Annotated in this window: 19 protein-coding genes and 1 pseudogene; 10 read left to right on the forward strand and 10 right to left on the reverse strand. The window is 59.3% G+C overall.

Annotated features, from left to right (window positions below):
- Nucleotides 1-140: 140 nt before the first annotated feature.
- Together QWI20_RS09150 and QWI20_RS09155 are read right to left on the reverse strand one after the other, a co-directional pair.
- Nucleotides 141-1,538: a PLP-dependent aminotransferase family protein gene (locus QWI20_RS09150; RefSeq protein ID WP_369305188.1), complete on the reverse strand. Its 1,398-nt coding sequence runs from the start codon at nucleotides 1,536-1,538 to the stop codon at nucleotides 141-143.
- Between the two features lie 102 nt (nucleotides 1,539-1,640).
- Entirely contained in the window at nucleotides 1,641-3,143 is a 1,503-nt protein-coding gene (locus QWI20_RS09155; protein WP_369305189.1) for a hypothetical protein, read from the reverse strand.
- 87 nt (nucleotides 3,144-3,230) lie between these two features.
- Here QWI20_RS09155 and QWI20_RS09160 point away from each other — a divergent pair, with 87 nt between their 5' ends.
- Entirely contained in the window at nucleotides 3,231-3,419 is a 189-nt protein-coding gene (locus tag QWI20_RS09160) for a hypothetical protein (protein ID WP_369305190.1), read from the forward strand.
- Nucleotides 3,420-3,665: 246 nt separating this feature from the next.
- On the opposite strand, the gene QWI20_RS09165 is transcribed toward QWI20_RS09160, so the two are convergent.
- The gene (locus tag QWI20_RS09165) at nucleotides 3,666-4,688 is read right to left on the reverse strand and encodes a zinc-dependent alcohol dehydrogenase family protein (RefSeq protein WP_192173642.1); all 1,023 of its coding nucleotides are present in this window, start codon (nucleotides 4,686-4,688) and stop codon (nucleotides 3,666-3,668) included.
- A gap of 460 nt (nucleotides 4,689-5,148) precedes the next feature.
- Between QWI20_RS09165 and QWI20_RS09170 the strand changes: the two genes are divergently transcribed.
- From QWI20_RS09170 to QWI20_RS09180, 3 genes are read left to right on the forward strand one after another with little or no spacing between them, the layout of a single operon-like run.
- Nucleotides 5,149-6,063, forward strand: coding sequence for a LysR family transcriptional regulator (locus tag QWI20_RS09170; RefSeq protein ID WP_192173641.1), 915 nt, complete (start codon nucleotides 5,149-5,151; stop codon nucleotides 6,061-6,063).
- Between the two features lie 39 nt (nucleotides 6,064-6,102).
- Nucleotides 6,103-6,480: a hypothetical protein gene (locus tag QWI20_RS09175; protein WP_369305191.1), complete on the forward strand. Its 378-nt coding sequence runs from the start codon at nucleotides 6,103-6,105 to the stop codon at nucleotides 6,478-6,480.
- A gap of 3 nt (nucleotides 6,481-6,483) precedes the next feature.
- On the forward strand, nucleotides 6,484-7,281 hold the full coding sequence (locus QWI20_RS09180; protein ID WP_369305192.1) for a hypothetical protein: 798 nt from the start codon (nucleotides 6,484-6,486) through the stop codon (nucleotides 7,279-7,281).
- 7 nt (nucleotides 7,282-7,288) lie between these two features.
- On the opposite strand, the gene QWI20_RS09185 is transcribed toward QWI20_RS09180, so the two are convergent.
- A complete protein-coding gene (locus QWI20_RS09185) occupies nucleotides 7,289-8,536 on the reverse strand; it encodes a DUF4303 domain-containing protein (RefSeq protein ID WP_369305193.1) in 1,248 nt (415 codons plus the stop codon).
- Nucleotides 8,537-8,844: 308 nt separating this feature from the next.
- On the opposite strand from QWI20_RS09185, the gene QWI20_RS09190 reads away from it, so the two are divergent.
- The 3 genes from QWI20_RS09190 (at nucleotide 8,845) to QWI20_RS09200 (ending at nucleotide 10,713) form a co-directional block, all read left to right on the forward strand.
- Entirely contained in the window at nucleotides 8,845-9,294 is a 450-nt protein-coding gene (locus tag QWI20_RS09190; RefSeq protein ID WP_369305194.1) for a hypothetical protein, read from the forward strand.
- Nucleotides 9,295-9,540: 246 nt separating this feature from the next.
- Entirely contained in the window at nucleotides 9,541-10,047 is a 507-nt protein-coding gene (locus QWI20_RS09195) for a DUF4303 domain-containing protein (RefSeq protein ID WP_369305195.1), read from the forward strand.
- 57 nt (nucleotides 10,048-10,104) lie between these two features.
- Nucleotides 10,105-10,713 (forward strand): SMI1/KNR4 family protein, encoded by a 609-nt coding sequence (locus tag QWI20_RS09200; protein ID WP_369305196.1) that lies wholly within the window; start codon nucleotides 10,105-10,107, stop codon nucleotides 10,711-10,713.
- A 103-nt stretch (nucleotides 10,714-10,816) separates the two neighbouring features.
- Here QWI20_RS09200 and QWI20_RS09205 read toward each other — a convergent pair whose 3' ends face one another.
- Nucleotides 10,817-10,900: a hypothetical protein gene (locus QWI20_RS09205; RefSeq protein ID WP_369305407.1), complete on the reverse strand. Its 84-nt coding sequence runs from the start codon at nucleotides 10,898-10,900 to the stop codon at nucleotides 10,817-10,819.
- A gap of 360 nt (nucleotides 10,901-11,260) precedes the next feature.
- Between QWI20_RS09205 and QWI20_RS09210 the strand changes: the two genes are divergently transcribed.
- Complete coding sequence (locus QWI20_RS09210) at nucleotides 11,261-12,805, forward strand: Fic family protein (protein WP_369305197.1); 1,545 nt, start codon at nucleotides 11,261-11,263, stop codon at nucleotides 12,803-12,805.
- A gap of 60 nt (nucleotides 12,806-12,865) precedes the next feature.
- Here QWI20_RS09210 and QWI20_RS09215 read toward each other — a convergent pair whose 3' ends face one another.
- On the reverse strand, nucleotides 12,866-13,774 hold the full coding sequence (locus QWI20_RS09215; RefSeq protein ID WP_369305198.1) for a LysR family transcriptional regulator: 909 nt from the start codon (nucleotides 13,772-13,774) through the stop codon (nucleotides 12,866-12,868).
- Between the two features lie 113 nt (nucleotides 13,775-13,887).
- On the opposite strand from QWI20_RS09215, the gene QWI20_RS09220 reads away from it, so the two are divergent.
- Entirely contained in the window at nucleotides 13,888-15,057 is a 1,170-nt protein-coding gene (locus tag QWI20_RS09220) for a mandelate racemase/muconate lactonizing enzyme family protein (RefSeq protein ID WP_369305199.1), read from the forward strand.
- Nucleotides 15,058-15,144: 87 nt separating this feature from the next.
- Here QWI20_RS09220 and QWI20_RS09225 read toward each other — a convergent pair whose 3' ends face one another.
- The 4 genes and pseudogenes from QWI20_RS09225 to QWI20_RS09240 form a co-directional block, all read right to left on the reverse strand.
- Entirely contained in the window at nucleotides 15,145-16,185 is a 1,041-nt protein-coding gene (locus QWI20_RS09225) for an alpha/beta fold hydrolase (protein ID WP_369305200.1), read from the reverse strand.
- Nucleotides 16,186-16,295: 110 nt separating this feature from the next.
- On the reverse strand, nucleotides 16,296-16,742 hold the full coding sequence (locus QWI20_RS09230) for an NUDIX hydrolase (protein WP_369305201.1): 447 nt from the start codon (nucleotides 16,740-16,742) through the stop codon (nucleotides 16,296-16,298).
- A 202-nt stretch (nucleotides 16,743-16,944) separates the two neighbouring features.
- On the reverse strand, nucleotides 16,945-17,544 hold the full coding sequence (locus QWI20_RS09235; RefSeq protein ID WP_369305202.1) for a histidine phosphatase family protein: 600 nt from the start codon (nucleotides 17,542-17,544) through the stop codon (nucleotides 16,945-16,947).
- Nucleotides 17,545-17,742: 198 nt separating this feature from the next.
- Nucleotides 17,743-17,829, reverse strand: a pseudogene (locus QWI20_RS09240) (XRE family transcriptional regulator); the annotation flags it as partial.
- Between the two features lie 322 nt (nucleotides 17,830-18,151).
- On the opposite strand from QWI20_RS09240, the gene mexE reads away from it, so the two are divergent.
- Nucleotides 18,152-19,393 (forward strand): multidrug efflux RND transporter periplasmic adaptor subunit MexE, encoded by a 1,242-nt coding sequence (gene mexE / locus QWI20_RS09245; RefSeq protein ID WP_369305203.1) that lies wholly within the window; start codon nucleotides 18,152-18,154, stop codon nucleotides 19,391-19,393.
- Nucleotides 19,394-19,401: the final 8 nt, after the last annotated feature.

The following is a 19,401-nucleotide window of genomic DNA, read 5'->3' on the forward strand; positions in this document are numbered from 1 at the left end:
CCCTGACGAAGGAAGGGCCCAACCGAGAGCAGGCACTTTTGCTTACTTTTGGTGCTTTTCAAAAGTAAGGTGCCGAAGGCGAAACAGTCTGCCCCCAGGCAGACGCTTGTGATCTTAACGATCTTGATCTGAAAAGAACCCTACCCCAGCCGCTCTTGCACCAACGCATTGCGAACAACCACCAGCATCGACTCAATATTCTGATCCCAATCCACCGTCCCGCTGATCCGCACACACTGCTGATGCAACCCCCGCACACTGAACAACTCCCCCGGCGCCACCACAATCCGCTGCTCCAGCAAGCGATTGAACACCCGCGCCGTATCCACCCGATGCACACTCTCCAGCCAGAGCGAAGCACCACCCCGAGGACGCACAAACGCCACCTCATCCCCCAGATACGCCTCCACCCCGCTTGCCAACTCGCCGACCCGCTGCTCAAGACAGCCACGCAACTCCCGCATGTGCCGATCAAGCTGCCCCGACGCATACAACCGCGCAATCGCCTTCTGCCGAACCGGCGGCAAACGGAACGAACGCAACACCCACTGCTGATGCAACAGCGCTCGCGAATGCCGGCTCAACAGATACCCGAACGGCGCCTCCAGCCCGATCATCTTGTCGAACGCACCCACCACCAACAGCCGCTCTGGATCAATCAAATCCCGAAACGGCGAACGGTCCTCCTCGAAACACAAGGCCCCATGGGTATCGTTCTCCAGCACCCACAACCCATGCAGATTCAATAGCTGCGCCAACCGCGCCCGCTGAGCGCAAGGCATCAATTGCCCGCGAATCGGGTCCATCTGCGACGACACAATCGCCATCGTCACCGCTTCCCGCTGGATCACCGCGCCCAGCTCATCGACGTCGATGGCCCCTTGCGCGTCGGTGCAGACTTCAATCACCCGAATCCCGTACGTCTGCAGCGTGCGCAGAATGCTCCAGCCGCACGGCGACTCCACCAGCACGGCGCCGTCGCGCAGTTGCAGCGCTTCAATCACCGTCTTCAGCACGCCGGTCTTGTCCGGCCCGATAAACACGTTGTCCGGGTGCCAGCAATGCTCGGTGGACGAGGTGTAGTGGCCGGCCAGCGCCGTGCGCAACTCGACATCACCGAAGGGCTGGAATCGCGGGTCGGGCTGGCAGGGATAATGACGCATGAGGTCGCGCTCAACGCTCAACAACGCGCCGTGAAGCGACAGCAACAGCGTCGGTTCATCGGCGCCGAAGACGAACATGTCCGGGCGCCGGGCGCTGGCATGAAAACGCGTGAACACGTCATCGCCTTCCAGCGGCATGTCGTTGTAGGGGTTGGGCAGCGCGAAATAACCGGACTTGGGCACGGAGCAGATGCGCCCTTCCTTTTCGAGCAGGCTGTAGGCGTTCTGCACCGTGGAAATCGACACCCGCAGCCGCCGCGCCAGGAGCCTCAACGAGGGCAAGCGCACGGCCGGTCCGGCGGACAGTTCGTTGGTCAGCCTCAGCAGGTAGCGGTACACCATCTGATAGGCAAAGTCGGTCTTGTTGTTATTCATCGAACACCCCATCCGTGCGCCAAGCGCAGGGTCATTGAGAAAGCGCCGCGTCGACTGCCCGAGGCTCAACGCAGCACGTCGCGTCAGTTCGCCTCGCAGGGTTCAACGCCCCGAAATCAGTTCCGTGGTCAGGGCGCCGGTGTGCGGATCGACCGTCGCCACCCGACGCTTGTCGGGATCGCTGGCGCGGACCCGGGCGATGATCGAGCGGTCGTCGTTGAAGTCCACGTGGCGCTTGGCGTAGAGCGATTGCAGCCCCTTCAGGCTCAGGCCGCTGACTTCCACCAGCCAGTGCGGCACCAGGTCCGGGACGAGTTGCCCGGCGAGGGTCTTGTGCAGATCACTGAGCCCCACCAGCATGCCGGGGTGATAGCGGCGCAGGAAATCCTCGAGCCGTGCGCCGGCGTCCACAAAGGGCGAGAACAGCAGGCACACCCATTGGGTCTCGCCCAGGCCGAAAGCCTCCTGACCGTAGCCTTCGGCAAGCTGCCGGCGATCGTCGATTTTTTCCGGGCTGTCGTAGGCGGCCATGGCCTGGGCAATCAATCGGGCAGGCATGCGTTTGCGGCGCATCATGGCCGCCGCCAGCTCCAGGTACTCGGCGATGCCATCGCTGTAGGCACGCCCTTCAATAAATTCGGCCTTGAGGCCGCGCAGATGGGCCATCAGCAGCGGATTGGCGCAGTCCGATTCACTGAAGCTGAACGCCAGGTCATCAAAGCGAAAGCCCAGAAAATCAGTGAGCAGCCCCCAGTGTTCCTCCGTGCGAAAGCCGATGAGGTCCGCGGCGGTCAGCAAGGTAGGGGCAATGGTTCTATTCGGGTAGACCGGGGGCCGGCAGCAGCCCGACGCTTCCGCCGACTCGCCGTACAGCTCCTCGTAATAGGCGCGCCCGACACTGTCGATGACGCTTAATGCCCCGCTGAAACCCAAGGTGTGCCAGGGCTCGATTTTCTGCCCGCCATGGCGCGCCAGACGCATGATCCACGTCGCGTATTGCTTCTGTTCCTTGAGCGAGTCGCCGCTGATCACCGCGTTGACGCCATTCCCCCAGTTGGCTGCGCGAACCATGAAGTCCGCCATGCCCAGGTAGCAGCTGTTGCAGAAGGTGGTCCGCGCATCGCCAGCCGTCAGATGCCCGCCCAGCAGCACGTCGGAGCGATTCTGCTCACGACCCGCGGTCGAAAAGGGCAAATCGGGCTCGAAAATCTGCACGTACTGATGATCGATCACCAATAGCTCGACCCTCGGGTCGTCGTGCAGAAACAGCGCCGAATAACAGCGGTCGATGTTGCCCATCACCGCCGAAGTAATACCTGCATGGCGCATATTGGCCACCCGCAGCCTGAACGTTGCCGGCCCCCGTGCGGCGATGCTCAATTGAGCGGCACGCAACATGGCCACGGTATAGGCGCTGTCCTTCCCGCCGCTGAATGCAACCAGCACTTTATAACCGCCGATCCTGTCTATCCCGCCCGCAGCGACGATCAAACGCTGGATCAATAACTGAAGTGCGGTTCGTTCGTTGCGATTCAAATAACCCGAGAGGCGTTGCAGCACTTGCTGATAGACGTAATTCATGGCTTGTTCGTGCATTGAACTCATGGCTTCAATACCCGACGACTGATCAGCGCGGCAACACTGTTCCCTATTGTTGGCTTGATATCCATACATGAGGGAGTTCCAATAGTGATGGGTGCAGCAAGCCGATTATCAGGCAAAGCAGAGGGCGGCAGGTCAACAGGCATCGACTCGTTCCTTGAGCATGTAATTGTTGAAACTATTATCGACGCATCCGTAACAATTACAAGCCAGCCACTGCCGACACGTGAAGGTTCTCTTTTCGACAAATCCGAACAGGCATTAAACGAGGATGTTTAAATAAGGTTTATTACAACGAACAGTCCATTGATTCGAAAAGATTTATCAACCACACACACTTGGCGGATTGATCAATCAATTAAACACCCCATAAACAAAAAAGCCTTCCAGAACATTCGGGAAGGCTTGAGTGATACAACGTGACCCGTGACTGACAGGGCGGATACCTGAAACCCGGTCTCCGACACCTCAATCCCGACGCCAGGTCAAAAGCGTCGAGCATTCAATGAGCGCGATGGTCTGCACTCAGGATGGATCAACCTCAACCACCACGCGACCGCCCACCGGGCAACCGTCCATCAAACGGTGCGCCTCGACCAGTTGATCGAAGGGGAACACCTTGGTGATCTGCGGTACCAGCATGCCATCTGCGGTCATCTGGTTGATGTCGCGCAATGCACGCTTGATCGCTTCTTCGTCCTGCTTGATGCCCAGCTCAGGCTTGCCGGTGAAGTTGCCAACGCAGTGCACAAAGAACTGAATGTTCTTCTGGAACGCTGCACACGCCGGGAATGGCGTCTGGTTGCCGCCTTGCAGGCCATAGAGAATCAAACTGCCACGTGGCGCCAGCACATCACCCAGAATCGACATCTGCGGGCCGCCCAGACCGTCGAGGACAATGTCCACGCCGCGGTTGTCGGTATAGCGGTTGATCGTCAGAAGCAGATCCTCTTCTTCGGTGACGATCACCTTGTCCGCACCCATTTTCAGCAGGTATTCGCGGCACGCGTCGGTCTTGGTCGCGGCAATAACCTTGATGCCGAGCGCCTTGCCCAGTTGCAGAAACGCAGGGCCCGCGCAGTGGCTGGCATCGGTGACCAGCGCCGTTTGCCCGGGTTTGGACCGTGCCAGTTCAACGAAAGCAAAGTACGCCACCAGCATCGGCGTGTAGTGAACGGCCGCCTGATTGGGCGTCAGCACGTCCGGGTAATGAGTCACGGAGGTGCGAGGCAACAGGATCAGCTCGCCGTAGACGGGGTACACATTGACGTCAGCCGAAGGGAAGCTGGCAACCTTGTCGCCGACTTTCAGGTCGGTCACGCCATCGCCGATGGCGGTAATGACGCCCGCCATTTCGGAACCCAGACCGGCCGGCAGGCGAGCTTGGGATGAAGCCAGATTTTGTCGCCACAGCACGTCGTACCAGGTGACGCCGATCGCCTGGACGCGCACTTGCACCTCACCGGGTGCAGGCAACGCGACCGGCAGCTCTTCTACTTTGAGCACCTCGGCCGGACCGAACTGATGAAAACGGATCGTGCGGGACATTTCGAACCTCGCCTTATGAACCTTGATGCCATGAACTCTATCCGGGCGCCGCCGGTAACACTATCAGTGGCTATTAATAGTCGACATGCCTGCCATCGATTCTGATGGTGCAGGCAGCGCTCAATCTCAAGCGGCCGTCCCGGGCCTGCAAGGCGCACATTGTTGGGTGCGCACCGCGACATTGCAACCCGGAGGCCAAATATCGATGAATCCCTTGTTCCACGCTGGCTGCGCCGGCCCGGATTACAAAGGGCCAGTATGTAGACATTGGTGTGTTTTTACCCGTCAAGGTTGCATCGGCGCCTGTCGGCGGGAATGGCACGAAGCTCACTTACAGGGATGCAGGAAAATTCAACGATGCAGACAACCGGTATTTACCCGTAATATCCCTGCCTGAGCTGAACACGTGGCGCGCGTCTGGGCCGCCAATGTATCGACCAATGCCCCCGAGACCCCCGTCATGAATCGCAACGACCTGCGTCGCGTCGACCTCAATCTGCTCATCGTTTTCGAAACACTGATGCACGAACGCAGCGTCACCCGCGCTGCCGAGAAGCTGTTCCTCGGTCAGCCGGCAATCAGTGCGGCGCTGTCGCGATTGCGCGGGCTGTTCGACGATCCGCTGTTCGTGCGCACCGGACGCAGCATGGAACCCACGGCGCGGGCCATCGAGATCTTTGGCCTGTTGTCCCCTGCCCTTGACTCCATTTCCACCGCCGTCAGCCGCGCTGCCGACTTCGACCCGGCCACCAGCACCGCAGTGTTTCGCATCGGCCTGTCCGATGAGGTCGAGTTCGCCCTGCTGCCCTCGCTGCTCAAGCGCCTGCGCTCGGAGTCGCCCGGCATCGTGCTGGTGGTGCGTCGCACCAACTACATCCTCATGCCGGCGCTGCTTTCGTCCGGCGAAATCTCCATCGGCGTCAGCTACACCGACGACCTCCCCGCCAATGCCAAGCGCAAAGTGCTGCGCCGCAGCAAACCCAAACTGCTGCGGGCCGACACCATGCCGGGGCCGATCACTCTGGACGACTTCTGCGCCCGCCCCCACGCCCTGGTGTCCTTCGCCGGCGACCTGGGCGGCTTCATCGACGAACACCTGGAAAAAATCGGCCGCAAACGCCACGTCGTGCTGGCGGTTCCCCAGTTCAACGGGCTGGCGACGCTGATCGCCGGGACCGACATTGTGGCGACCGTGCCGGACTACGCGGCTGCCGTGCTGACGGCTGCGGGTGGTGTGCGCTCGGAAGAGTTGCCGATTGAATCGCGTACGTTTGAGCTGCACATGGCCTGGCGCGGGTCACAGGACAATGACCCGGGGGAAAGATGGTTGCGGTCGCGGATTCAAATGTTTTTTGGGGATCCGGATAGTTTGTAATGAATGGCCCGACACATTGATTGAAGAGCAATCCCAACCATGAAAAATCGGGCCCCCTACTATGTGCTGTTTACTGTGATGCTTTCACTGTTGTGCCAGCCCGCCCTGGCATCATCGTGGCAAATCTGCAGGCTACAGTTGCGCATTACTGATCTTGTGACAAACCCATTTCCCAAGTTGCAGGCCGAGATCCTGAAAGTAAGCGTAAAGACGGCCACGGTTATCTGTCCCGAACAAGGGACGACTCTCATGTTTACGCCGGAAACGTCGGACTATCAGGCGGTACTTCCACGCCGAAGCTGGCCTAAGAAAGGGCAAGTGGTGCGCATTGACTACCGATATCTGGATGGCATCTGTAAAGGCGACGGTAACAGCCATCCCTGCCGCATCCAGCACTACTCCCTGCCAAGGGATTGAACGTTGAATCATAAAAAACTACTGGGCTATCTTCCGCGCGATCTGGTTGAGCCGATCACCCATGACGTTGCGCGTTTGACTGGAAGGGAGATGCTTTCCCCTGAGAAAATCCCACATGAGGTTCTGACTGCGCAAGTGCTCAAGTGGGTGTTCCTGCGTTGGGGTTGTGTGTTGAAGGAGCCCTGTGATGAGGCGAACTCACACTACAAAGACCTGGTGTGCCTAACCATGGCGGCAGTGCTTCATCGTCACGGATTTTGCGATGAGCCGTTGACCCGGACTGCGCTGGACGCGGTCGACAGGCTGAATGAGCATGTCGTGCTGAGCGACGCCTTCGAACGCAACAGCAACGCCATCAAGGCACTGCTGGCTTCGCCACCGACCCCCTTGGTACGACGCCCGCCTATATCCAAAAACCTTACGTTCTGGCGAGAGGGCGACGCCGCGTCCGTACAGATTGGCGAATGGTTCTATGCGATCTACGTCCATGAGATTCTGGGGAACCACGAAGCCCCGATAGTCGAGATATACGACTTCACCTCACGCCAGCGCCCGGAGCCTGAAGACCTAAAGCACTGCAAGGCCAAGGGGCAGCGCTACAATGATGGCGTGATGCATATCGACCGTCACGCGCCTTATGGGCTGCGGGATGTGCCAGACAGGGCCAGGCAGTTTCAGATCATCGCCAGCGGCTTGCCCGCGCCCCGTGTTGATCATTTGCAACCGTCGATTGGGCTGTTCGCCGTCAGTGACCCGTTCACCCTTCTGCAAGACATCCAGCACGCGTTTGGTCACGATTGAACAGCAATCAGCGACGTTGCATGGCCTCAAGACCAACGCCCGCGAGGTAACACACCTGCTCATCAGTATCCTGTGTTGCCCGGTGTAGGGCCTCGACTGCCCGAAGCGCGTCGTCGGGCAGCAGGCCACGGTTATTCAATCCACTCGCAGCATGACGACGAATTACCACGTGGGGTGAAGCCAGGCCGCGCAAAGCTTCGCTGACATCGGTAGAGGTGGTGTCGATTTGGCCGCAGGCGTCTTCCAGGGTCTCTTCAACCGCAGCACGCAGTTCAGGACGCTGATCAAGCAGACGCTCCAGGGGCCTGTAGTTCAGCACCGGTGGGTTCACGCTCCGCCAGCGGAAACTGTCGAAGTTCGCGCAGATGCCCGCGACAGCGACGTCGGGCGCTTGCTGCATCAGCCAGTCGACATCCTCGAGATACCCCAAGGCCTTCGCGCACCAGTGGCGAGTCGGCTGCTCACTGGCCGTAATCGCCTGTCGGCGCAGGGTCTGGACGACGGGCTCATCAGCAATGCCGGCCAGCCCGAGAATGCGCGCTGCCGGTGTAGGTTTTTTATGGCCGTTGAGCTGCTCGATAAGCGCTGCCTGTGCGAGACGGCCGTTGGCAATCAACCAGCGCTCAGCGTCTTCCCCCGAAATGCCATGCGAACAGTGTAAGCGGCTGACATAGAACGCGGCCTGCTCGTCGTGCGGCCAGACAGAGACTTCCCGCAGGGTATTTTCAATGGCCCATTCGACCGGGAAATTATCCTTGAACTGCTGGCGGGTCATGCTGCGCTTGGCCAAGGCAATATCGCCAGCAAAGTCATGGAAAATCACCACGAAGCCAGGCGTCACACCAGGGTGCTGACTGAAATGTCGGCCGAGCGCCCTGGCGGCACGGCTAACGGTGACCAGAAAGCGCCGCTCAGCCGCTTGCCATTGACGCGGGCCAAGCCGATTGGCATGGGCTTGCAGCTCGTCATCAAGCGGCGTGAACTGTGCAGCAGCGTAGATCTCCCAATCCCAGCGCCAGTCCGCCGGGTTCCACTTCACCGAGCTGAAGCTTTCATCTTCCTCATCGGGACAGTCCTCGCTGAGCGCTTGCAGGCTGTTTGCGGCAAAGCTGGGCAGAGACAGAATCGCCTCTTCTTCCCGGTAGCTCGCGTGAAACGCCGCGGCGTACAGCGGGATGACACCTTCATCGAGGAGTGTTTGCAATGTATGTCTGGCGGCATCGAACAGCGCCTGTTCCAGAGCTTTCCAATTCATCATTCAGCTCCTTGCTGACTACTGGGTTCAGCCGAGCAGGTCGAGCATGCCCTCAAGGGTGCTCTCCAGGCGGGGCAAGTCGATGTGGATGCCATCGCCATATTCGGCGGTCCGCCGCGTACACTCAATGATCACCATGAGTTCCAGACGTCCCCGGTGGCCCGGGTATTTACGCAGCTTGAGTTCAACCCGGGTCGGGCTTAGCCAGGTGCTGCGGTCTGCCGACCACCAAGTGCTCTGAAGAGACTCGCTGCGGGCATCATCATCCAGTCACTGAAGAACATCTACCCCCTATCACTGGAGCACACATGAAATACGACGATGCCTCCTGGCACTACGGGGGCATCTTCCCCAAACATCTACCAAGGTCAGCTGGCGCCACGCATATCGGTATGTTTCTCGCGTGGATGCTGATCAATGATCTGGCCAGCGAAGAACTGGAGGAAGACGCCGAGAGCGAACTCGCCCACTTCAAAGATCGCACGCTCACCGGGGCACAGTTCGTAATGACCGTGCTGGACGAAAAACTGACTGACCAGGAGTTCTCTGAAGCGGGCAATGCATTTGCCGTTGCCTATTACGAAGGTTTGAACAACGACAGTCGTTACGTCGACGACTACCTGCTGACCTTTGGCGTCGGCCTTGAAACCCTTTACAGCGTTGAGGACAGCTGGACTAATTACGACCAGCTGTCTGGGGTGATGGATGCGCGCTTTGCGGCCTGGAATGCAGTCGGGCGGCCCGAATATATTATTTGAACGTGCTTTCGATGACCTGCTGGCGCAGGTGGCAGCAACCCCTTCGGCAGTGCCCGCGCTTTGAGCTGATCGCATCACTGTTCTCACCCCATAGGCTGTGAATGTTGTCTACCTGATGGGGTGGTTTGGCGCTTGACTGAAGAGCCCGACGTGAGGCGCTATGGAAAGACGCTACGTTTCTGAAATAACGCCCAGACTCGCGCTGATGCCCCAATAATCGTTAGCCAAACCTGCGACGAGAAACCCATGTCCACTTTGAATATCGAGCAGTTTCAACAAGATGTCCTCAGTGCGTCCATGAGCGCCATCGAACAGTTTCGAGCGGACTTTCCGAACACTCAGGTCTGTGGATTCGCGCTGTATTCCGACGCCGATGCACGAACACTGGCACCCTCTTTCAACACTCAAGACCATCTGGCCCGTGTCCAAACCGAATACCCGGGTGAGGAGCAATACTTCAAGTGGTCTCCCGCCGAATGGAGCCACGAAGCCTACGGCGTGGAATTCTTTAACGATCTGTCGAAAACGCTCTGGAACATGGCCGACGCGACCACCGAAAACAATTTCGTGGCGCATCGCAGGCATATATTTGAGCAATGTGTAATCGCTCTGAAAAAGCTGACAGCGACGTTCGACACTGCCATTTATGTATTTTCGGTTTCTGACTTTGAATGCGTGGAGGACGAGATTGCCTGGGTGACTGCTCTCAACACTCCGGAACAGGCCAACGAATTCAGGACATGGCTAAAATAAGCGTCGGCTGGAAACTCGGATCACTGGATATTCACTACGTTTGCAAGGACTCCAATCATGAGCCTCGTCGATACTTACCTCACCGGCCTGCGCAAGGCCTTGCCAGCCGAAAAACTCGATGAGCTGAAACATGCTCACGGGGCTTGTGCAGCAGACGTGCAGCGGCTAACCGAGCGTTATCCGTTGTGTCCCGCGAGCTTGGTGGAATTGCTAGGCCGGATCGACGGCACACATTATCGGGATTACCCGAACGGTGAGGTCATGGTGCTGATGCTGGGCTCCGACCTGCCCGGCTATCCCTACTACCTGAGTTCGGTAGAAAACATACTTGCCGAGGCGGACGGCCATGATACTGAAAGCATCGTAGAACTCTATGAAGGTTGGTTCGAAAAAGGCTGGCTGGATCAGGAAATCGATCTGATCGGTCAAGGCATTGACCCTACGGTGGGCATGAATGAGCGGCTATGTTTCTCACATTGCATGAACAACGGGGGCACTTCAAAGCTGTATATCGACTTCAATCCCGGCCCAGGCGGCACAGTGGGTCAGGTCATGCGCTTCCTGCATGACCCCGATAACTATGAAGTGATTGCGCCGAGCTTCGATCACTACCTGCAACAGCTGATCGATGACGACTACGCCTTCGTGTTCGACGACGAAGATTAAGTCCGCGTGCCGCTAGGGATCTGCGCCCTCCTGAAAGGCAAACGCAGCGACTTCAATCCATGGCCTTATAGCCCATCGGCGGCGACCGCGGACCGCCGCAGTTTCAGAATAATGCGCTCATGCACTGCTCCCCATTCGCGCATGGCATCGAGCGATGCAGCTCATTGAAGCGCTGCGTGCCTGACATCGGGTGGAACAGGATGAGCGATTTCCACTTTCCGCCAATGACATCAACCGTAAACGCGACGGGGCAAGCGAACGCTTCAAGACGTGCAGGAAGAAGTCAAAGCCCATTGGGGAAATCGCGCACTGTTCGTTCGCATATCCAGCTCTGATTATGCGGAAGGCGGAAATACGCCGGAGTCGTTCCTTGAATACGGTCGCTGAATGAAAGAGCAAGGTGCTGATCTGATGGACTGCAGTTCCGGCGGTATCAAGATGGGCAAGGGTCCCGCCTATGGCGACTGTCAAACACTGCATCGTTACTGTTTTCGCGTAATATCCCTTTTTCGTTATCGTTTTTTAGCGCTCGTTAGGGGATTCGACCATGCAGGTAGGCTTCAAGACACTCGCCGATCGCTATGCCATCGCCCTTGCACAACCCCTGCGTGTCGAATCTGTGATCAGCAAGACGCGCATGAGCCGCGAGAGCAATGGCCACGCCGAAAACAGGTATCCCGCCAGCTACCAGCCAATGGACACGTTTGCGGGACATTTCGAGTTCGGGCTCAAGTACGAAGAAATTCACCTCGAGTTTTTCGCCCGTCTGTTTGCTGCCGTCGGACCGGAGCCCATCGAAGCCTGGTGCCGACAAGCGCCTTTTGGCCAATACGCCCGTCGGACCGGTTTTTTGTACGAGTGGCTGACAGGCCAAAAACTGGATGTACCCGATGTGAGCAATGGCGGTTATGTCGATGCCGTTTCATCGCAACAGTACCTGACTCGCGTTGAGCCACTGCGGGTACGGCGGTGGCGCATCAACGACAATCTACCCGGCACGCCGGCGTTCTGCCCTCTGGTCCGTCGTACCGATGCCGTACAGCAAGCGCTGCAATTTGACCTGGATGCGGCACTGCGCGAGCTGAACCAGACCTTCGGCGCTGACATCCTGATGCGCACGGCAAGTTGGCTGACGTTCAAGGAATCACGTGCAAGCTTTCTGATCGAGAAAGAAGCGGACCAGGCCGACAGGATCCAGCGGTTTGCCCACGTGATCGCCAGGTACTGTGGACAGATCAACGATCCTTTGAGCAACAACAGCCTCCACACTTTACAGGCCGGTATTTTGGGGCACGAGTCCCTGGGACTGGGTTTGCGTCGCTCGCCGGTATTCGTTGGGCAGGCGACCCTGCGCGAGGACATCGTGCACTACATTGCGCCACCATTTGAGGCGCTGGACCAATTGCTCGACGGTCTGAAAGCATTCGAGCTCGCCACACGGGGCGCCGAGCCGCTGGCACGAGCAGCGGCGATTGCGTTCGCTTTTGTGTATATCCACCCCATGCGAGACGGTAATGGCCGGATCCACCGGTTCCTGATCAATGACACCCTTATCCGCGATAAGGCCGTACCGGACGGAGTAATCCTGCCGGTATCTGCGACCATCACGAGCTCAATCGATTTTCGGGCGCGCTACGACCGGACACTGGAAGTGTTTTCGCGTCCCTTCATGCAGCGCTACGCATCGTCCTATCGGTTTGGCGAGCTCGTCACCTACGAGGACGGCACCTCAAGTAACCTGGTGTTTGATGACTATGCCGACGCGCAATTTGCATGGCGCTATCTCGATTTGACCGAACACGTCTTATACACGGCACAGGTCGTGGCCCATACGATCCGTACCGAGATGGCCGATGAGGCTCGTGTGCTGGTTGTATTCCAGCGTGCTCAGGAGCGCCTCAAAGAGGTCCTTGAAATGCCGGATCAGGACGCGAACCGCATCATTCGCTCTCTCAAGGAGAACGGCTGGCAGGTTTCCGGCAAATTGAAGAAAGCGTATCCGCTCCTGGACGACACTGATCGGGCGGAACGAGTTGTGGAGGCCGTGCGCTCGGCATTCGAAGAACGAGAATCGGGCCGCAGCGAGGAGTGATCTCCAACCTGATGTCTCGGCCTTTTACACGCTCGGTGCCGGTACACAACGCTGATTGATTCAGCCAGCCCGTCCACCCAACGCCAGCCCGCCACCGCTGCCCGCCTCGCCCCAGAATGCCTCTGCCGCCTGACTCAACTGCGCCTTTGGCCGGGTCAGGTGAATTTCCAGCGGAATGTCCCAGCTCTCATCGAGCGCTCGGACCAGTCGCCCTTCCAGCACTTCCTGCTCGGTGAGGCTTTCCGGCAACCACGCCACGCCTTTACTTTCCAGGGTCATGGACATGAGGACCGCGGCAAGATGGCTGCTGAACAGGGGTTTGAGGTGAAGGTAATCTTCCTTGCCCCGCAGTCGGTGCGCGACGATACGGCCCAGCCCGGATTCATGGGTGTAAGCCAGATACGGCAATGCCGCCGGCGCGGTTCCGAATCGGGTCGACGTGCTCGCCAGGGGCACCAGCACGTCCTCACCCACTTTTTTGCTGATGAACTGATCAGGCGCCAGCAACGGAGGGACGTCCGGGTGGCGATGGCAGAGCATGAACTGCACCTGACCGTGGATCAGCATCTGCTCGCAGACGGCCATGCTGTCGGAGTGCAGCTGCACGGCCTCAATGAGCGCGCCGTTTTCCGAGCTTCGCAGCCACTTGGGAAAGAAGGTGAACGACAGAGAATGCGTCGCCGCGAACTTGAGTGACCGCGCTGCCATGCCGGCCACTTCCTGAGCCTGGTTGCGCATCCGGTACAGGTGCCGGGCGGCCTCCTGAGCGCTGGGCAAAATCTGCCGGCCGGCTTCCGTCAGCGTTGCGCCTTGGGGTGTGCGCACGAACAACTCCACCCCCATCCAGTTTTCCAGCGAGCGAACCCTGCGGCTAAAGGCCGGCTGGGTGACGTGCCGGGCTTCGGCGGCACGGACAAAACTGCCGTACTCCGCCAGCGCTGAAAGGTCTTCGAGCCAGACGAGTTCCAAAGGGCCATGCCTCCTGTGCATAGGGTGCGGCATTAATAGCATTGGGCGGGTGGCGTCGCAAAGCCTAACGTTGGGCCACGAACAACACCACGAACGACAAGAGGAGCCCCGTCATGCGCATCGTCGACATCCGTGAAAAAACCGTCTCCATCGCCTCGCCCATTGCCAACGCCTACATCGATTTTTCCAAGATGACCTGCTCGGTCGTTGCAGTGATCACCGACGTGATTCGCGACGGCAAACCGGTTATCGGCTATGGCTTCAATTCCAACGGTCGCTACGGCCAGGGCGCGCTGATGCGTGATCGCTTTCTGGCACGCATCACCGAAGCGGACCCCGACACCCTTGTCGATCACCAAAACAATAACCTGGACCCGTTCGCCATCTGGAAAGCCCTGATGACCAACGAAAAGCCGGGCGGTCACGGTGAGCGCTCGGTCGCCGTCGGTACCCTCGACATGGCGGTCTGGGACGCAGTCGCCAAAATCGAAGGCAAACCGCTCTATCGGCTGCTGGCTGACCGCTACCGTAACGGCGTGGCCGATGACAAAGTCTGGGTCTATGCGGCAGGCGGCTATTACTACCCCGGCAAAGACCAGACCAAGCTCAAGGCAGAGATGCAGAGCTACCTGGATCGCGGTTATGACGTGGTCAAAATGAAGATCGGCGCGGTGCCACTGGACGAAGACATCCGCCGAATCGAAGCAGTCCTTGAGGTGGTCGGGGACGGTCGTCGTCTGGCGGTTGATGCCAACGGCCGTTTCGATCTGGAAACCGGCATTGAGTATGCCGAAGCCATCAAGCCGTACAACCTCTTCTGGTACGAAGAAGTCGGTGACCCGCTGGACTACGCGCTTCAGGCCGAGCTCGCCAATCACTACGAACTGCCCATGGCCACCGGTGAAAACCTGTTCTCCCACCAGGACGCCCGCAACCTGCTGCGCCACGGCGGCATGCGCCCTGATCGCGACTTCCTGCAGTTCGACTGTGCGCTGTCCTACGGACTGGTGGAATACATGCGCACGCTGAAGGTGATGGAAGACATGGGCTGGTCGTCACGCCGCGTGGTGCCACACGGTGGTCACCAGATGTCCTTAAACATCGCCGCCGGTCTGCACCTGGGCGGGAATGAGTCGTACCCGGACGTGTTCCAGCCTTTCGGCGGTTTCGCTGACGGGATCAGGGTGGAAAACAGCTACGTCGGATTGCCGGATATCCCGGGTGTCGGGTTTGAAGCGAAGTCCGCGCTGTACGCCGTGATGCGCGAGTTGGGTGAAGGCTGATTGGCGATCGCGTCAGCCCTCTTGCCCCACAGCTGATCCGCGAAATGCTCCGGTCATTGCACCTCAGACGTGACATGACCGGCGTCTTCACGCCTGCAGCTTTCGCGACAGGAAATCCCGAATGTACTGCGCAATCTCGGCCGCATGGGTCTCCAGGGCGAAGTGGCCGGTCTCAAGAAAATGCACTTCGGCAGTCGGGATGTCCTTGCGAAACGCCAGCGCACCCGGCGGGATAAAGGCCGGGTCGTGCTTGCCCCACACCGCCAGCAATGGCGGTTGATGCTTGCGCAGATACGCCTGGAACGCGGGATACGCCGCGACGTTGCTGCGGTAGTCGAGAATCAGATCCAGCTGTATTTCGTCCGCGCCGGGCCGGGCCATGTAAAAAATGTCCAGGTTGTACCCGTCGGGCGAGAGCTTCTCGGGATCAGCACCGGTGCCGTATTGCCACTCGCGGATGGTCTTGGGCGACAGCGACGGGCGACAGGCTTCGCGATTGGCCGGCGAAGGATCACGCCAAAAGGCCTGCCACGGGTCCCACTGATCACTGAAGCCTTCCAGGTAGGCGTTGCCGTTCTGGCTGATGATGGCCGTCACCTTTTCCGGGTTCGCGGCCGCGAGGCGCAGGCCGGTGGGCGCCCCGTAGTCGAAGATGTACAGCGCGTATCGGGTCAGCCCCAGGGCTTCGGTAAAGCCCTCGACCACTTTGTAGAGGTTGTCGAAGGTGTAATCGAACTGGCCCCGCGGCGGCGCCAGGGTGTTGCCGAAACCGGGCAAATCCGGGGCAATCAGGCGGTATTGGCTGGCCAGCAGCGGCATGAGGTTACGGAACATGTGGCTGGCGGTCGGGAAGCCGTGGAGCAGCAAAAGCACTGGCGCATTCTTCGCGCCGGCTTCGCGGTAGAACACCTCGACGTCGCCGACCTTTTGCGTGTGGAACCTGATCCGGAAGGCATCATCGAACTCGACGCTACTGAGCCGGGCAGAAGGCTGTGCGCTGGCGGGTGCAGCGCTCACGAGTGAAGCAGCCAACGCAGACGCTGCTCCAACCGCAGACGCTTGCAAGATGCCGCGGCGACTGACGCCGGGTTTGCTGTTCGAGGCGTTGGCCGAATCGAAAGTAGTCATTAGGAGACCTGCATGAGTGAGTTCATGCTGAATCCTATTGGCTACTGCAAAGGCCGTGAATCACCAGGAAACTCAACTCACCATTGCGATTTTTGCAATGCTGGTAGAGGTCAGGCTAGCAACGACAGCGATCGCAGCAACTCATGCAATCCTTCCGGCACCAGCACGCCGTCATGACTCAACTCGACGCTGTCCAGCCACACGGCGGTGAATTTTTCACCGTTACTCTCCTGCCCTTCCAGGCTGTTTTGTTCGTAGAGTTCAGGGTCTGCGAATTCGGCGTCATACACCTGAACCACTTCATGGCAGGGGTTACCGAGGTAGGTGAACAGGCTTTCCAGGGTGCCGAGCAGACGAATGTTACGGATGGGAAGATTCAGCTCTTCGCGGATTTCCCGGACGATAGCATCGGCACGTCTTTCTCCGAACTCGATGCCGCCGCCCAGAGGACGAAAAAGCGTTTGCTGCTTTATCGGATCGGGAAACGCATTGACGAGAATCTTGCCTTGGCGATGAAAGACGCAGATGGCGATGTTGCGAATGCGAGGTGGCGACATGGGGTTTCCAGTGTGTGAATGCTGAACTCTAATGTACGACCGGCTTTAGCCGGGAAGACGTCGGGGGTCAACTGCAAATGTGCTGGTGTTCATGCCGGCCTCTTCCCGGCTGAAGCCGGTCCCACTAGAAGCACCGTGCATCCCGGTAGGACTGGCTTTAGCCGGGAAAGCGTCAGGCGTCACGCCGCAAATGTAAGCCCCGTCACGCACCTGGCAACGGACTTGCCACCGGCACTCTGTAATCGGCAACCCGCTCGACATGGTCCAGCACCAGCCAGTGTCCATTGCCCAGTTGCCAGTCAAAAAAGTCCGAGAACTCCCGGTTCACCAGCGCCCGAATGGTTTTCGCCACAAAGCCGTGGCCCACCAGCAGAAGATCCTCGCCCGCAGGCAAGCTGATCAGGGCAATCAGACCGTCTTGAACACGCTTGACCACGTCCGCGATTGACTCTCCTCCCGGCGGTCCGCTGTCCCACTGGCGCGTGATGTTGCGCTGCCACACCTCCGGATGGCGCGCCTGCGATTCGGCTTGGGTCAGGCCCTCAAATAGCCCCACATCCCTCTCGCGAAACGCCGGAATCACCTGCAAGGGCAGGTTCAATCGGTAGTTGAGAATGTCGGCAGTCTGCCGGGCGCGCTGCAAGGGCGAGGTGACGATGCGGCGGATCGAGTCCGGCCATTCCAGACGCAACGCCGCCGCCTGTTCGCGACCGGTCGCAGTCAGGCCGGGATCGAGGGCGCCGAGGTAACGGTGTTCGGCGTTGGCCTGGGTCTGGCCGTGACGTACGACATATAAGCGCATGCAATGTCTCCGGTCGATGGCGGCAGATTCCGATGATGGCCCGCCGCATGGCAGGCCTGCGGGACCGGATCAGAAGCGGTAAGAAACACCCGTGGTCACGTTGATCGGATCACCGACGTAGAAGTTGGCCGAGTCCTGCCCTCGTGCGTCGTAAGCCGTGTTGGACGCTGTTGCATAGCGCTCGTTGGTCAGGTTGCGCATCTGCAGCGCAAGGCGCTCGGCGCGTAACCGGGCGCAGAGGCGATCGACGATTTCATCGGGCTTGCTGAAGCTTAAATCCAACATGAGCGTGAGTGGCCTGTGTGCCTGTGTGCCTGTGTGCCTGTGTGCCTGTGTGCCTGTGACGCGAGCAAGCATGAGTCAGACCACAATTGAACTCAACCTAGATAAATCCAGTTTAATGGGGCTTATGTTCATTTAACGCACATAAGACCCAAGATAATGGATTTATCTGAAACGCATCAGGAAGGTGCGACGGATCGATTGCAGACCTTTTATTACGCCGAACATCATTACGACTGATAGTTACCTTCGCGTCATTCGATTCGTGCAATAACACCCCCGAGAACATTATCCGCCCATCTCAATAACATCGGCGGATTCTCCCATGCTTCAGTCTTTAACTCCTTTGCGCTATCCCCTCGCCGCGTTGACCCTAGTGGTCATCAGCGCGTGCGGCCGGACGCCTGAAGCGACCGTTGCGCCGGCGGCGGCGAAGGTCAACGTGGCCAAGGTGATCGAGCAACCGGTCAACGAGTGGGACGAAGTCACCGCCCGCCTCGAATCGCCGGAAACCGTCCAGGTGCGCCCGCGTGTTTCAGGCCAGATCGATTCGGTGGCTTTCACTGACGGCGAGCTGGTGAAAAAAGGCGACCTGCTGTTCCAGATCGACCCACGCCCGTTCGAAGCGGAAGTGCATCGTCTGGAAGCGCAACTGCAACAGTCCAAGGCCGCTGCCCAGCGCAGCACCAACGAAGCCCAGCGCGGCGAACGCCTGCGCACCAACAATGCGATCTCCGCCGAACTCGCCGATTCGCGCACCACCACCGCCCAGGAATCCAAAGCCGCCGTCGCCGCCATCCAGGCACAGCTTGACCTGGCGCGCCTGAACCTGAGCTTCACCCGCGTCACGGCGCCGATCACCGGCCGGGTCAGCCGTGCGGAAATCACCGCCGGCAACATCGTCACCGCCGACCAGTCGATCCTCACCAGCCTGGTGTCGACCGACAAGGTCTACGCCTACTTCGACGCCGACGAGCGCGTGTTCCTCAAGTACAACCAGCTGGCCCGCGACGGCAAACGCGGCGCGACCACGCCGGTGTACATGGGTCTGTCCAACGAGGCGGAAAACCCGCACCTGGGTCAGATGAACTTCGTCGACAACCAGGTCAACCCGCGCACCGGCACCATCCGTGGCCGCGCCGTGTTCGACAACAGGAAGGGCGAATACACCCCGGGCCTGTACGCACGCCTGAAGCTGGTCGGCAGCGGCACCTACTCGGCGATGCTGATCAAGGACGAAGCGGTCGGCACCGACCTGGGCAAGAAATTCGTGCTGGTGGTCGACAAGGACAACAAGGCGATCTACCGCAGCGTCGAGCTGGGGCCGAAGCTTGAGGGCTTGCGCATCGTGCGCAGCGGCCTGGGCAAGGACGACCGCATCGTCGTCACCGGTCTGCAGCGCGTGCGTCCGGGCTCGCCGGTTGATCCGCAAGACACACCGATGGCCAGCGCCGAAACACTCACCGCACTGCAACAACAACGCCAGGCGCTCGAAGCCAGCAACCAGCCCAAGGCTCAGCCGAAGCTGGACGCCAAGGTGGCTGCTTCCGCCACGCCACGCGGTTAAGGGACACA

This window comes from Pseudomonas sp. W2-17 (assembly GCF_041060445.1).
Classification (GTDB): Bacteria; Pseudomonadota; Gammaproteobacteria; order Pseudomonadales; family Pseudomonadaceae; genus Aquipseudomonas.

What these genes read in the sequence shown, in the direction of transcription:
- QWI20_RS09150 (WP_369305188.1), bottom strand. Translation starts at nt 1,538, where the DNA reads ATGAATAACAACAAGACCGACTTTGCCTATCAGATGGTGTACCGCTAC.
- QWI20_RS09155 (WP_369305189.1), bottom strand. Translation starts at nt 3,143, where the DNA reads ATGAGTTCAATGCACGAACAAGCCATGAATTACGTCTATCAGCAAGTG.
- QWI20_RS09160 (WP_369305190.1), top strand. Translation starts at nt 3,231, where the DNA reads ATGGGTGCAGCAAGCCGATTATCAGGCAAAGCAGAGGGCGGCAGGTCA.
- QWI20_RS09165 (WP_192173642.1), bottom strand. Translation starts at nt 4,688, where the DNA reads ATGTCCCGCACGATCCGTTTTCATCAGTTCGGTCCGGCCGAGGTGCTC.
- QWI20_RS09170 (WP_192173641.1), top strand. Translation starts at nt 5,149, where the DNA reads ATGAATCGCAACGACCTGCGTCGCGTCGACCTCAATCTGCTCATCGTT.
- QWI20_RS09175 (WP_369305191.1), top strand. Translation starts at nt 6,103, where the DNA reads ATGAAAAATCGGGCCCCCTACTATGTGCTGTTTACTGTGATGCTTTCA.
- QWI20_RS09185 (WP_369305193.1), bottom strand. Translation starts at nt 8,536, where the DNA reads ATGAATTGGAAAGCTCTGGAACAGGCGCTGTTCGATGCCGCCAGACAT.
- QWI20_RS09190 (WP_369305194.1), top strand. Translation starts at nt 8,845, where the DNA reads ATGAAATACGACGATGCCTCCTGGCACTACGGGGGCATCTTCCCCAAA.
- QWI20_RS09195 (WP_369305195.1), top strand. Translation starts at nt 9,541, where the DNA reads ATGTCCACTTTGAATATCGAGCAGTTTCAACAAGATGTCCTCAGTGCG.
- QWI20_RS09200 (WP_369305196.1), top strand. Translation starts at nt 10,105, where the DNA reads ATGAGCCTCGTCGATACTTACCTCACCGGCCTGCGCAAGGCCTTGCCA.
- QWI20_RS09205 (WP_369305407.1), bottom strand. Translation starts at nt 10,900, where the DNA reads ATGTCAGGCACGCAGCGCTTCAATGAGCTGCATCGCTCGATGCCATGC.
- QWI20_RS09210 (WP_369305197.1), top strand. Translation starts at nt 11,261, where the DNA reads ATGCAGGTAGGCTTCAAGACACTCGCCGATCGCTATGCCATCGCCCTT.
- QWI20_RS09220 (WP_369305199.1), top strand. Translation starts at nt 13,888, where the DNA reads ATGCGCATCGTCGACATCCGTGAAAAAACCGTCTCCATCGCCTCGCCC.
- QWI20_RS09225 (WP_369305200.1), bottom strand. Translation starts at nt 16,185, where the DNA reads ATGACTACTTTCGATTCGGCCAACGCCTCGAACAGCAAACCCGGCGTC.
- QWI20_RS09230 (WP_369305201.1), bottom strand. Translation starts at nt 16,742, where the DNA reads ATGTCGCCACCTCGCATTCGCAACATCGCCATCTGCGTCTTTCATCGC.
- QWI20_RS09235 (WP_369305202.1), bottom strand. Translation starts at nt 17,544, where the DNA reads ATGCGCTTATATGTCGTACGTCACGGCCAGACCCAGGCCAACGCCGAA.
- mexE (WP_369305203.1), top strand. Translation starts at nt 18,152, where the DNA reads ATGCTTCAGTCTTTAACTCCTTTGCGCTATCCCCTCGCCGCGTTGACC.